General features: G+C 63.7%; 14 protein-coding genes, 1 tRNA gene and 1 pseudogene. 8 read left to right on the top strand and 8 right to left on the bottom strand.

The genetic code is table 11. The annotated features are described in order from the left end of the window. Positions 1 to 239 precede the first annotated feature (239 nt). The 7 genes and pseudogenes from ASILVAE211_RS08215 (at position 240) to ASILVAE211_RS08185 (ending at position 7172) form a co-directional block, all read left to right on the top strand. Complete coding sequence (locus ASILVAE211_RS08215) at positions 240 to 1079, top strand: MetQ/NlpA family ABC transporter substrate-binding protein (protein ID WP_227320826.1); 840 nt, start codon at positions 240 to 242, stop codon at positions 1077 to 1079. A 73-nt stretch (positions 1080 to 1152) separates the two neighbouring features. Further along, positions 1153 to 1824, top strand: a pseudogene (locus ASILVAE211_RS08210) (methionine ABC transporter ATP-binding protein); the annotation flags it as partial. A 77-nt stretch (positions 1825 to 1901) separates the two neighbouring features. Beyond that, entirely contained in the window at positions 1902 to 2564 is a 663-nt protein-coding gene (locus tag ASILVAE211_RS08205; RefSeq protein WP_227320825.1) for a methionine ABC transporter permease, read from the top strand. Between the two features lie 14 nt (positions 2565 to 2578). Further along, positions 2579 to 3811 carry an SfnB family sulfur acquisition oxidoreductase gene (locus tag ASILVAE211_RS08200; RefSeq protein ID WP_227320824.1) on the top strand — a complete coding sequence of 411 codons (1233 nt, stop codon included), beginning with the start codon at positions 2579 to 2581 and terminating at the stop codon, positions 3809 to 3811. Between the two features lie 132 nt (positions 3812 to 3943). Next, complete coding sequence (locus ASILVAE211_RS08195) at positions 3944 to 5317, top strand: LLM class flavin-dependent oxidoreductase (protein WP_227320823.1); 1374 nt, start codon at positions 3944 to 3946, stop codon at positions 5315 to 5317. A gap of 150 nt (positions 5318 to 5467) precedes the next feature. Next, entirely contained in the window at positions 5468 to 6217 is a 750-nt protein-coding gene (locus tag ASILVAE211_RS08190) for an electron transfer flavoprotein subunit beta/FixA family protein (protein ID WP_227320822.1), read from the top strand. A gap of 25 nt (positions 6218 to 6242) precedes the next feature. Beyond that, positions 6243 to 7172, top strand: a complete 930-nt coding sequence (locus tag ASILVAE211_RS08185; RefSeq protein WP_227320821.1) for an electron transfer flavoprotein subunit alpha/FixB family protein — start codon at positions 6243 to 6245, stop codon at positions 7170 to 7172. Positions 7173 to 7235: 63 nt separating this feature from the next. Here the strand turns inward: ASILVAE211_RS08185 and vapC are convergent, their stop codons facing one another. From vapC to ASILVAE211_RS08160, 5 genes are all read right to left on the bottom strand, one after another. Beyond that, positions 7236 to 7664, bottom strand: coding sequence for a type II toxin-antitoxin system VapC family toxin (gene vapC / locus ASILVAE211_RS08180; protein ID WP_227320820.1), 429 nt, complete (start codon positions 7662 to 7664; stop codon positions 7236 to 7238). Continuing rightward, the gene (locus ASILVAE211_RS08175; protein WP_227320819.1) at positions 7622 to 7819 is read right to left on the bottom strand and encodes a type II toxin-antitoxin system VapB family antitoxin; all 198 of its coding nucleotides are present in this window, start codon (positions 7817 to 7819) and stop codon (positions 7622 to 7624) included. The genes vapC and ASILVAE211_RS08175 overlap by 43 nt, the downstream gene beginning before the upstream one ends. 64 nt (positions 7820 to 7883) lie before the next feature. Next, a complete protein-coding gene (gene tehA / locus ASILVAE211_RS08170; protein WP_227320818.1) occupies positions 7884 to 8849 on the bottom strand; it encodes a dicarboxylate transporter/tellurite-resistance protein TehA in 966 nt (321 codons plus the stop codon). A gap of 69 nt (positions 8850 to 8918) precedes the next feature. Further along, entirely contained in the window at positions 8919 to 9575 is a 657-nt protein-coding gene (gene bluB / locus ASILVAE211_RS08165; protein WP_227320817.1) for a 5,6-dimethylbenzimidazole synthase, read from the bottom strand. 31 nt (positions 9576 to 9606) lie between these two features. Beyond that, positions 9607 to 10563 (bottom strand): NAD-dependent epimerase/dehydratase family protein, encoded by a 957-nt coding sequence (locus ASILVAE211_RS08160; RefSeq protein WP_227320816.1) that lies wholly within the window; start codon positions 10561 to 10563, stop codon positions 9607 to 9609. Between the two features lie 93 nt (positions 10564 to 10656). Here ASILVAE211_RS08160 and ASILVAE211_RS08155 point away from each other — a divergent pair, with 93 nt between their 5' ends. Continuing rightward, entirely contained in the window at positions 10657 to 11535 is an 879-nt protein-coding gene (locus ASILVAE211_RS08155; RefSeq protein ID WP_227320815.1) for a LysR family transcriptional regulator, read from the top strand. Between the two features lie 39 nt (positions 11536 to 11574). Here ASILVAE211_RS08155 and nusG read toward each other — a convergent pair whose 3' ends face one another. From nusG to ASILVAE211_RS08140, 3 genes are all read right to left on the bottom strand, one after another. Further along, the gene (nusG, locus tag ASILVAE211_RS08150) at positions 11575 to 12105 is read right to left on the bottom strand and encodes a transcription termination/antitermination protein NusG (protein ID WP_227320814.1); all 531 of its coding nucleotides are present in this window, start codon (positions 12103 to 12105) and stop codon (positions 11575 to 11577) included. A 12-nt stretch (positions 12106 to 12117) separates the two neighbouring features. After that, positions 12118 to 12312: a preprotein translocase subunit SecE gene (gene secE / locus ASILVAE211_RS08145; protein WP_227309148.1), complete on the bottom strand. Its 195-nt coding sequence runs from the start codon at positions 12310 to 12312 to the stop codon at positions 12118 to 12120. Positions 12313 to 12429: 117 nt separating this feature from the next. After that, a tRNA-Trp gene (locus ASILVAE211_RS08140) sits at positions 12430 to 12506 on the bottom strand. Positions 12507 to 12670: the final 164 nt, after the last annotated feature.

The following is a 12670-nucleotide window of genomic DNA, read 5'->3' as shown; positions in this document are numbered from 1 at the left end:
CTTTCCCGTCTCTGACTTGGCCGCTCTGCCCTTTGCGGCGAGCGAGGACGACTATCGGCCGGGCGACCGGCGATAGCCAGAGAGGCAGCGATCTAAAATAACCATAAAAAATAGTTTAATAATTGATAAAATCTAGAAAATGCCAATCAATTCCCTATTAATCCACTCGACATTCGTGTTTAGTTGAATCTATCCTGCGTTTCGGCGTAATTGTCCCCGCCCTTGGGAGATTGTCCTTCATGGCTGCATCCGGCGAATTCGAGATTGAAACCCAGCCCGGTCTGGCGCGGCGCATGCTGGTGGCCGGGGCCATCGCGGTCGCGCTCTGTGTCGTTGGCCTGATCGCCTCTGCCAATGCCGCCGAGCCGCTGACGATTGCCGCGACGCCGGGGCCGATGGCCGATGTGGTGCAGCACGCCGCCGACCTTGCGAAGAAGCAGGGCCTGCCGGTGAAGGTTATCGTTTTCTCGGATTGGGTGACACCGAATGTCGCGGTGAACGAGGGCTCGGTCGAAGCCAATTTCTACGAGCACAAGCCCTTCCTGGCCGTGGCCGTGAAGGCGCGCGGCTTCAAGCTGGTGGCGGTCGCGCCTGGCGTCATCATGCCGGTGGGGCTGTTCTCTCATAAGGTGAAAAGCCTCGCCGATGTGAAGGACGGTGCGCAGGTTGCCGTGGCGAACGATCCGGTGAACCGCGCACGCGGGTTGCAGCTTTTCGCCAAGGCCGGGCTGATCACGCTCAAGCCCGGTGTCGGCGATGCCGCGACCGTCCATGACATCACCGCAAATCCGAAGCATCTGCACTTCATCGAATTGCCGGCGCCGCAGCTGGTGCGCGCCTTGGATGACGTGACGGTTGCCCAGGTCAGTTACTCGTTCTTTCTCGCCTCCGGCGGCGATCCGAAGACGGCGCTGATTTCGGACAGCACCGGCAACAAGCATTATGCCATCCAGTTCGTGGCCCGCCCGCAGGATGCGACGGACCCGAAGCTTCTTGAATTCATCAAGATCTTTCAGTCAGACGATGAGCGCGCTTATCTGACCCAGAAATACGGCACCGCCGTCATGCCGGCCTGGTAAACAGGGGCGCCTGTTGGATCATCATCTCGGTCAAGACCTTTCATCGGCGGCTGCGGCGACAGAGCAGCCTTTTCTGAAGGTGAGCGGGCTGTCGCGCCGTTTCGGGACGACAGCCGCGCTTGACGACGTCTCCTTCTCGCTGCCGCGCGGGCAGGTTCTGGGCATCATCGGCCGCTCGGGGGCGGGGAAATCGACTCTCATCCGCTGCCTGAACGGCCTGGAGCGGCCGGATAGCGGCCGGGTCGAAATCGACGGGCGCGATATCGCGCCGCTGTCCGAAAGCGCTTTGCAGGCCGAACGCCGGCGCATCGGCATGATCTTCCAGCATTTCAATCTGCTGTCCTCGCGCACCGTGCTGGACAATGTCGCGCTGCCGCTGAAACTCGCCGGCATTGCAAAGCGGGAAAGACGTGATCGCGCCGCTGCCTTGCTGGCGCGTGTCGGGCTGGCGGGTCATGAAAGAAAATATCCGGCGCAGTTGTCGGGTGGGCAGAAGCAGCGTGTCGGGATTGCCCGCGCGCTGGCTTCGGACCCGGTTTTGCTGCTGTGTGACGAGGCGACCTCGGCGCTCGACCCTGAGACGACGGTGTCTATCCTGGCTTTGCTGCGCGACATCAATCGCGAATTCGGCCTCACCATCGTCATGATCACGCATGAAATGAATGTCGCGCGCCGCATCGCCGACCGCGTGCTGGTCATGGAAAAGGGGCGCGCGGTTGAGGAAGGCCCGGTACGCGACGTGCTGACGGCTCCCCAGGCCGAGGAAACGCGCGTGCTGCTGCACGCGGCCTCGCTGGGCTTTGAAGATGGGGAGGGGATCTGATGCTCCAAAACCTGCCCATTTCCGGTGACGATCTCTGGACTGCGTTTCAGCAGACGATTGAGATGGTGGCGGTGTCCGGCGCCATCGGCTTCGTCGTCGGACTGCCGATGGCGCTGTTGCTGGTCGCGACCGCGCCGGGCGGGATCTGGCCGCAACGGCTGATCAACCGCAGCCTCGGCCTTCTGGTGAACGGCGTGCGCTCCGTGCCCTTCATCATCCTGCTGGTGGCGCTTATTCCGCTGACACGGCTGATCGTGGGTTCTTCCATCGGCACGGCGGCGGCCATTGTGCCGCTGGCCATCGGTGCCACGCCCTATTTCGCCCGTATTGCCGAGGTGTCGTTGCGCGAGGTCGATGGCGGGCTGGTGGAAGCCGTGCGCGCCATGGGCGGCAGCCGGCTGCGCGTGATGTGGGAAGTGCTGATCCCGGAAGCTCTGCCCGGCCTCGTTTCCGGCTTTGTTGTGACGCTGGTCACGCTCATCGGCTCCTCCGCCATGGCCGGGGCGGTCGGGGCCGGCGGCCTGGGCGATCTCGGCATCCGCTTCGGCTATGACGAGTTCAGCACCGCCGTCATCGTCATCGTCGTCGCGATTTTGATTGTGCTGGTCTGCGGCGTGCAGTTTCTTGGCGACAGGCTTGCCGCGCGTTTCGACCACCGCTGACCGGGATATCCGCCATGTCCGAGACCTTTGTTCCCCAAGTGGCAGCGCCTTTGCCTTTGCCGGTCTCTGTGCCGCCGCTCATTACCAGTCACGCGCAGGCCGTAGCGGTTGCGCAGGATTTCGCGGCGAGCGTTAGGGACGGTGCCGCCGAGCGCGACCGGTCCCGCAGCCTGCCGATCGCCGAGATCGAGCGCTATTCAGCGACCGGCCTCTGGGGCATCACCGTGCCGCGCGCCTATGGCGGGCCGGAACTGCCCATCGCGACTTTGGCGGAAGTCATCCGCATCACCTCGGCCGCCGACCCGTCCATCGGGCAGATTCCGCAGAATCATTGGGCCTTTCTCAATATGCTGCGCGCGGAGCGCGACGAGGCCCGCAAGGCCTATTTCTTCGGGAAGGTTTTGCAGGGTCATCGCTTCGGCAATGCGCTGGTGGAAATGGGCACCAAGACGGCCGCCGACTGGAAGACCACCTTCACGGCTGACGGCGACGACTACATTATCGACGGCACAAAATTCTATTGTACCGGTGCGCTGTTTTCGCATTTCATCCCGACCGTCGGGCGCACCGAAAGCGGCGCTGTGCTACGCGCCATCGTGCCACGCGACACGCCGGGCGTGACCATCATCGATGACTGGTCAGGCTTCGGTCAGCGCACCACGGCCAGTGGCACGGTGAAATTCGATAAGGTGCGCGTGCCGGCCTTCAATATCATCGGCCTCGGCGGATTGCGCGAACAGCCGCTGGTCTATGGCCCGATATCGCAGATCATGCAGGCGGCGATCGACGCCGGCATCGCCCTGGGCGCCTTCGAGGATATGCTGGAATTTATCCGCACGAAATCACGCCCCTGGGTCGACAGCGGCAAGGAGCGTGCGGCGGAAGACCCGCTGACCATCAGCCAGGTCGGCGATACGCGCATCAGGTTGCGCGCAGCCGACCTTGTTCTTGCCTATGCGGCCGGCGTGATCGACGACGTGCTGCAAGACGAGACGGTGGACGGCATTGCGCGCGCATCCCTGGCCGTGGCCGAAGCCAAGGTTCTGACGACGGAAGTGGCGCTGCATGCTTCCAGCCAGTTGTGCGAATTGGCCGGTACCAGCGCGACCCTGGGCAAATACAATTACGACCGCCATTGGCGGAATGCGCGCGTGCATACGCTGCATGATCCGGTGCGCTGGAAATACTACGCCATCGGCGATTATGCGCTGAACGGCACCGCGCCGCCGGTTCATTCCTGGATCTGATTTTTCCCGAACTGTCATCCCCGGCCTTGTGCCGGGGATCTACCCGTCGCGGCGCCGCAACGGGTAGACCCGCGGGTCAAGCCCGCGGGTGACAGTAAAAGTTGGGTGGCGCCGAAGTTTAGGACACGGTCAATGAAACAGCTTCGCCTGAACGCCTTTGCCATGAACACGCCGGTGCATCAGTCGCCCGGCCTGTGGCGGCATCCGCGCGATCGTTCGGTGGAGTTCAACACGATCGGGCTTTGGCTTGATCTGGCAAAGCTGTGGGAGCGCGGCCTGTTCGACGGCGTTTTCCTGGCCGATGTGCTGGGCCCCTATGACGTCTATGGCGGCAATGCGCGCGCGGCCATCGCCCATGCCGCGCAATTGCCGACCAATGACCCGCTGCTGCTGATCCCGGCCATGGCGGCGGTGACTCAGAATCTGGGATTCGGCGTCACCGTCTCGCTCTCCTACGAAAATCCCTATCAGCTGGCGCGCCGGTTTTCGACGCTCGATCATCTGACCGGCGGGCGCGTCGGCTGGAACATCGTGACCAGCTATCTGGACAGTGCCGCGCGGGCCATGGGCGCTGACCGCCAGCGCGGCCATGACGACCGCTATGTGGTGGCGGAAGACTTCATGACCGCGATCTACAAGCTATGGGAACAGAGCTGGGAGGACGGTGCCGTTTTGGCCGACAAGGCGCGCGGCCTCTATGCCGATCCGGACCGCGTTCATGTCATCCGCCATGACAGCCCCTATCTACAGATGGAGGCGCTGCATCTGGCGGAGCCTTCGCCCCAGCGCACGCCGGTTCTGTATCAGGCGGGCAGTTCCCCCGCCGGGCTTGCCTTCGCCGCCCGCCATGCGGAATGCGTCTTCGTCTCCGGCCCCTCGACCGCCGTCATCAAGCCGCGTGTCGCGCGTCTGCGCCAGGCGCTGGTGGCCGCTGGCCGTGCACCCGACAGCGTCAAAGTCTTCGCCCTCGCGACCGCCATTACGGCGCCCACCGAAGCGGAAGCGCATGACAAGCTCGCCGATTACCGCAGCTATGTGGACCCGGTAGGCGCGCTGACGCTGATGGGCGGCTGGCTCGGCGTCGATTTCTCGGGCTACGCGCTGGACCAGAAGATCCGCTATATCGACAATGACGCCGGCCGTGCGGCGATGGAAAACTTCACCCGCGCCGATCCGGGCCGCGACTGGACGGTGGGCCAGGCGGCCGAGCATGTCGCCATCGGCGGTGCCGGGCCGGTTTTCGTGGGGTCGGCCTCTCAGGTCGCCGAAAGCATGGCCGCCTGGGCGGCAGAGACCGACATTGACGGGTTCAACCTCGCCTATGCCGTGCTGCCGGAAAGCTTCACCGATGCGGTGGACCTGCTGGTGCCGGAATGGCAGGCGCGGGGCCTCTACAAGACGGAATATGCCCAAGGCACGCTGCGCGGAAAGCTTTTCGGCCAGGGCGCGCGTCTGGCCGCGCCGCATCCGGCAGCCGGGTTCCGCATGTCGCAATCGGCTATTTAGCCGGTCGCTTCCGCGCCAGTCTTCATCCACGGCTCCCGGCACCTATGGCGGGTCAGGCTGCGCCGGGCGTGGGAGATTTGCACCCTCGCGGGCCTGCCTATAAAAATCCCCAGCGGCATGGCCGTGCCCTTTAGTGACTGTGGAGGCTTGATGAAGATCCTGGTGCCGGTGAAGCGGGTTGTCGACTACAACGTCCGCGTGCGCGTGAAGGCCGATGGTACCGGCGTTGAGCTGGCCAATGTCAAAATGTCGATGAACCCCTTCGACGAAATCGCGGTGGAAGAAGCGCTGCGCCTGAAGGAAGCCGGCAAGGCGACCGAGGTTGTGGCCGTCTCCATCGGGCCGGTTCAGGCGCAGGAAACAGTGCGTACCGCGCTGGCCATGGGCGCCGATCGCGGCATCGTGGTCGAAGTGGCTGACACGGTGGAGCCGCTGACGGTCGCCAAGATCCTCAAGGCCGTCGTGGCCGAGGAAAACCCGGAACTCGTCATCCTCGGTAAGCAGGCGATCGACGATGATTGCGGCCAGACCGGCCAGATGCTGGCGGCGCTGCTGGGCTGGGCCCAGGGCACTTTCGCTTCCAAGGTCGAAGTCGGCGACGGTACGCTCAGCGTCACCCGCGAAGTCGATGGCGGTTTGCAGACGGTTTCGCTGAAACTGCCGGCGATCATCACGACGGACCTGCGCCTGAACGAGCCGCGCTACGCCAGCCTGCCGAACATCATGAAGGCGAAAAAGAAGCCCATCGCCATCAAGCCGGTGGCGGAATACGGCATCGACCCTGCGCCGCGCCTCAAAGTGCTGAAAACGACCGAGCCTGCGGGCCGCAAGGCCGGCGTCAAGGTTGCCTCCGTCGCCGAACTCGTCGCCAAGCTGCGCGACGAAGCCGGCGTGATCTGAACCCGAGAACGAGAGGACAATCCAGATGAAGACGCTCGTTCTGGCCGATCATGACAATGCGACGCTGAAGGAAACGACGGCCCGCACGGTCTCGGCCGTCGCTGCCATCGGCGGTGAGGTTGATGTGCTGGTGGCGGGGCTGGGTGCCCAGGCCGTGGCGGCAGCCGCTGCCAAGCTCGCCGGCGTGTCGAAGGTGCTGCTGGCGGAAGACGCCGCCCTGGCCCATGGCTTGGCCGAGCCGCTGACGGCGCTGATCCTGTCTCTGGCGCCCGGCTATGACGTGCTGGCCGCCCCGGCTTCGGCCACCGGCAAGAATGTCATGCCGCGCGTCGCCGCCCTGCTGGACGTCATGCAGGTCTCGGACGTGGTGAAGGTGGTTTCGCCCGATACTTTCGAGCGGCCGATCTATGCCGGCAATGCCATCCAGACGGTGCAGGCGACGGACGCCAAGAAGGTGCTGACCATCCGCACAGCCGGCTTCCCGCCAGCCGCCGAAACCGGTACGGCGTCCATCGAGACCGTGGCGGCAGCCGCCGACCCGGCGCTGTCCAGCTTCGTGGGTGAAAACCTGTCGAAGTCCGAGCGCCCGGAACTGCCTTCCGCCAAGATCATCGTCTCGGGCGGCCGCGCGCTGGGTTCGGCCGAGAAGTTCCAGGAATTCATCCTGCCTGTGGCCGACAAGCTGGGGGCGGCCATCGGCGCGTCCCGTGCGGCGGTCGATGCCGGCTACGCGCCGAACGACCAGCAGGTCGGCCAGACCGGCAAGGTGGTCGCGCCCGACCTCTATATCGCGGTCGGCATTTCCGGTGCGATCCAGCATCTGGCGGGCATGAAGGACAGCAAGGTCATCGTCGCGATCAATAAGGACGAGGATGCGCCGATCTTCCAGGTGGCCGATTACGGCCTGGTGGGTGATCTGTTCACCATCCTGCCGGAGCTTGAGAAGGCGCTGTAATTCGCGCTCTTCCCGTTGTTTCACAGGAAACGCCGCTGGGGTCACTCAGCGGCGTTTTTTGTTTCAGAGAATCTGCAATCCCAGATGGATTGCCATGGGCGAGAAATCCCTGTCGTCGAAAAGCAGCTGGTGGCCTTTTTCGATGCAGAAGGTGCCGATCAGCAGGTCGATGCCCGTGCGGATGGTGATCCCTTTGCCCCGCAGGACGCGATAGTTTCGCGCGGCAAGCTCGGCGACGGTTGGGTCTGACATCGCCACGATAGGAAATTGCCCTAAATTCTCACGTAGGCGGACGGCCAGAGCTTCGGATCGGGCGCCCATCAATATCTCCATCAGGATCAAATCACCGACGAGTAGCGTGCGTCCCGTCCAGATCTTGCGAAGCTTCTGAACACCCGGGCTTTCAATACCGCGAAGGTTGTTGATCCAAACGGAACTGTCGACCAGGATCAGCGGCGGTTGGAGCGGATGGCGTCCAGGTCTCCCTCCCACCCCATACCGCGCATAGTCTCAATGGCCTGACGCTGCCCGGCCGTTTCAACCAGCAGCCGTAATGCATCCTCTACAACGGCCTTTTTTGTCCGAAGGCCGCTCACTTCCAGGGCTTGAGCGAGAAGATCGTCGTCAATGTCGATATTCGTGCGCATGGTCTTTATGTGTATATTGAAGCTTAAACATACACATTTTTGGCGGCAGGGACCAGTTATTCCGTTACGCTACGCTTGGCACAGGCGCCGGCGGTTTCGGGAAAAGCTTACCTGTCGCAGCCAGCCGGACCGTGCCGGCCGCGATGACGCCGACCAGGATATTCGCGCCGACAAATAGAATCGGCGCGAGGATGGCGACCGCGCCGCTGTCACCATGCAGCAGCATGATCATCGGCACGGCCGCCAGCGCGGTGCCGCCGAAACTGAAGGCCCAGTAGGAGGCCGCGAAGGGCTGCTGCCGGATCCATGGAATGAGCCGGATGAGCAGCAGGGACAGAAAAAGCCCATAGCCGAACATCCCATGCGCCAAGGTCGAGGGCAGGCCGGGCGTCACCGCCAGATAAGTGACGGCGCCGACAACCGGCGGGGCAAGCTGAATGCCAAGCGTCGGCCGTAGCGGCACGGCCATTTGCGGGCCGGTGTAAAGCCGATGCAGCAGCACCGATTCGATGGCCAGCCAGGTAAAGAAGCCCATGCCGAAGAAGAGTGAGCCCCAATCGGCAAAACCGAGGCCAGCAGCGCTGGTGCCGGCGATGAAGGTGCCGGCGACGGCCGGCAGATAGAGCACGGCGGTGGTGTCAGCCGCCTGCCGCTCGCCCTGCCATAACAGTCCCGTGCGCCACAGCGCGAAGCCCAATGTAAAGACAAGGCCGCAGACGAACAGAATAAGAGTGATCGGCCGGCAATAGGGCAGCACGGCATTGCCGATCAGCATGGTGGCGCCGCCGATCAGCCCGATGAAGCAGCACTGCACCGGATGGCCGAGTTCAGCGATGGCCTCGGCCCGGGCATTCAGCCATTTGCCGATATAGGAGATGATGAGCAGCGCCCAGATGACGGTGGCGGCGGCGAGGATGATCTCACCGACAGCGGCGGGCAGGGCCCAAAGCCGATGGGCAAGGCGCCAGCAGGTGCCGAGGCCGGACAGGCCCAGCACAATCCCGAACATCGCGGCCGGCGCACGAGGCATTTTTCCACTCTCTCAGTCTGTCGGCAGAGTTGGAAACGTTATCGAATCAGGCGTGCGGCGTCGACCGCCTTACCGCTGCAGCCGAACGGGTGCGGCGCCGCGCCGATGCTCCCAGCCCAGGCGCTCCAGTTCGGGGCTGTCATTCTCCTCGCTGGGATAGCCGAGGCAGAAATAACCGATGAAGGTCCAGCGCAGCGGCACGTCCAGCACGGCCGCGATATCGGCGGGATCGAGGATGGATACCCAGCCGAGGCCAAGCCCTTCGGCCCGCGCGGCGAGCCAGATCGTATAGACCGCCATGACGGCGGAATAGGCGGTTGTCTCCGGCATGGTGCGGCGGCCGAGGCCATGGCCCTGTTCCGGGTCGGGTTCGGCGAAGACCGCGAAATGACAAGGCGCCTGATCCAGTCCGGCCAGTTTCAGCCTTGCGTAATGGCCAGCGTGATCGTCGGACTGGTCGGCCAGAGCAGCGGCATTGGCACGGGCGAAATTCTCCCGCATCGCGGCCCGGCGCTCCGTGTCATCCACGGTCACGAATCGCCAGGGCTGGCTGAGGCCCACGGACGGCGCAAGACAGGCGCTTTCCAGCAGCCGGTCGACCAAGGCTGGGTCAACCAGATCGGTGCGGAAATGCCGCACGTCCCGCCGCCAGCGGAACAGGTCCAGCAGGCGCGCCTGAAAGGCATCGTCGAAAACCGGGCAGGGGTGGACAAGTGGGTCCGTCATGGTCCGGAGGAAGCACGGGGACCGGCCGCTGTCATCTTTCTTTTGAAGCGCGCAGACCCGCGACGGCGGCAGCGACCGCCTCATCGAGCGGGGTATGCGGCTCCTCGCCCAGAACGGCCAGCAGACGGCGATTGTCGAGCGTGATCGTCTCCCGCCACAGGTAACGCATTTCCAGCACTTCCCGCATCGTCGTGTTGAAGGGCGCGGCGGCATAGACCAGCGCCCAGGGAAAGCGGCGGACGGGCAGATTGCCCCCATAGGCGCGGCTGACCGCTTCGGCCATCTGGCGGTCCGCCAAGGCATGGCCGCCGAAATGCAGCGTCTCGGCGGGCGGCAGGCCAGCCTCCATCGCCGCGAGGCGCGCGATGGTCTCGCCGATATCGGGCAGATAGGCCCAGGCGCGACGGACGCCCTGCCGCTCCGGCGTCTGAATGCGGCTGAGCCGCTTGCCGCCTTGCAGCATGATCATGCTGACCCAGGAACTGGGCGCGTGGGGGCCGAAATAATCCCCGGCGCGCAGCGTCAGATAGCGCAGACCCTGCTTGGCTTCGGCGGCCAGCATCCACTCCATCTCCATCCTGATGCGGCCTTTGCGGGTTGTCGGGTGCTGCGGCGATTGCTCGCCGAGAACGGGCCAGGCGTCCGGCCCGTAAGGATAGACGGAGCCGGGATAGATAAGCCTTGCGCCACTGGTCTTGGCGGCCGCCATGGCATGATGGAGCATGGGGATCGCGAGGCCGCGCCAGTTGCGATAGCCGGGCGGATTGGCGCCGTGGAACAGAACATCTACGCCCTCCGCTGCCCGCAGCATGTCCGCAGGGTTCATCGCGTCGCCCTTGATCCATTCGATCCCTGGACGATGCGGCACCGCCCGGCGGGTCAGCGCCCGCACGCGCCAGCCATGGCGCAATAGCGCTTCAGCGACCGCACCGCCGACGCCACCCGTCGCGCCCGTCACCAAGGCGATCTTGCCTGTTCCTGCCGCCATCATCCGTCTCCCGCTTTGCTTATGGGCAAAGAATGAGCGCGGCAGGCCTGAACGAAAATTGGTGAAAATCCTGCGGTCGCTATACAAAAATCTATGGCCGATCCCGACTGGACCCTGTGGCGCTCCTTCCTCGCTGTCTTGCGGACCGGCAGCCTGTCCCAGGCAGCTAAGCAACTGGCGCTGACCCAGCCGACGCTCGGCCGGCATATTTCCCTGTTGGAGACATCGCTGGGGGCTGTGCTGTTCACCCGCTCCAATGACGGGTTGCGGCCGACCGAAGCGGCGCTGTCTCTGCGCGATCAGGCGGAGACCATGGCGGCGGCGGCGGATCTTCTGACGCGCATTGCCTCGGGCGAGGCCGAGAGCATGGAGGGCCTGATCCGGCTGACGACCAGCGAATTCATGGGCGTCGCCGTGCTGCCGCCGCTTCTGGCCGCATTCCGTGTACGGCATCCGAAGATCGATATCGATCTGGTGATGAGCGACCGCAATCTAGACCTGCTGCGGGGCGACGCCGATCTCGCCGTGCGCAATGTGGCGCCGGCGCAGGAGGCTTTGCTTGTGCGGAAGATCGGGGAATCGCCGGTGCGCCTCTTCGCGCATCGGGACTATGCCGTGCGTCATGGCCTCCCCAAGTCGCTGGGCGCGTTGCAAAGCCATGCGCTGATTGGGCGGGACGACTACGCCAGGCGGGTGCCGGCCTTCGCCGGTCTCACGCTCCGCTTCGGTTTTGCCTCGATGAGCGACGTCGCTTTGCTGGCGGCTTTGCGCGCAGGCATGGGCATCGGGGCCTGCCAGCAGGGCGTGGCCAATGCCGATCCGTCTCTTCTGCCGGTGCTACCGGAGGTGACGATCGTGCAATTACCGGTGTGGATGGCGATGCATGAGGATCGGCGCGGGCTGCGCCGTTTGCGCCTGCTGTTCGATCATCTGGCCGAAGGGCTGAAAGCCTATCTGGCCGGCTCTAATTGAGCCAAGCGGTGGAGCGGCATCGAGGCCGCTCCACCAGAATCAGACTTTTTCCACCTGATTGTATTCGAGGTCGACCGGGGTGGAGCGGCCGAAGATGGAGACGCTGACCTTCACGCGGCCCTTCTCCTCGTCGACTTCTTCCACGGTGCCGTTGAAGCTGGTGAAAGGACCGTCGGAGACGCGAACCTGCTCGCCCACTTCGTAGACCACGGACGGACGCGGACGTTCCACGCCTTCCTGGCTCTGCTTCATGATGCGATCGGCTTCGGCTTCGGTGATCGGGCTCGGCTTATTGCGATTGCCCAGGAAGCCGGTCACCTTCGGCGTGTCCTTAACCAGATGCCAGGCCTCGTCCGTCAGCTCCATCTTCACCAGGACATAGCCGGGGAAGAACTTGCGTTCGGTGTTGATCTTCTGGCCGCGACGGACTTCCGTCACTTCCTCGGACGGAACCAGGATCTCATCGAAATGGTCAGCGAGACCTTTCTGGCCCGCCTGCTCGCGGATCTGCTGCGCGATCTTCTTCTCGAAGCCGGAATAGACGTGAACGACGTACCAACGCTTGGCCATAACCAGCTTTCCTCAGCTACCGCTGCTGAACAAGGTGCGCACACCAAGTCCGATGAGCTGATCGGCGGCGAAGAAGAAGAAAGACGCGATTACGGCCATGCCGATCACCATTGCGGTGGTGATCAGGGTTTCCTTGCGGGAAGGCCAGGTAACCTTGGAGACTTCACTCCGCACATCGCGGAGAAATCCAGCGGGATCGAAACTCACGCTCACCACGCCTGCCCGGAAATCGTCTTCAACGCGCACACCTATCTTGAACTATCTTGAAACAGCAGCGCCGGCCGGATGGTTCAAGGTCCCGGCCGGTGCAAAAAATTTACCGAATGGCAGGGGCGGAGGGTCTCGAACTCTCAACCTCCGGTTTTGGAGACCGGCGCTCTAGCCAATTGAGCTACGCCCCTGCAGGCTCGGTAATTGACGCTAGACACATTTTACGGCCGCTTCTGTCAAGCCCTAGCATTCATAACGGATCCGAACAGGGCGGTGACGATTCCTCCATGTGACGCTCTGTTCACGATCTCGAATGCAGACGGAACGGTTGGCCGTCCTATGTAACTGGCAACGG

Source organism: Acidisoma silvae (genome assembly GCF_020618775.1).
Taxonomy (GTDB): Bacteria; Pseudomonadota; Alphaproteobacteria; order Acetobacterales; family Acetobacteraceae; genus Acidisoma; species Acidisoma silvae.
Note: the sequence above shows the minus strand (reverse complement) of the source record. Positions and strands in the feature narration are given on the sequence as shown.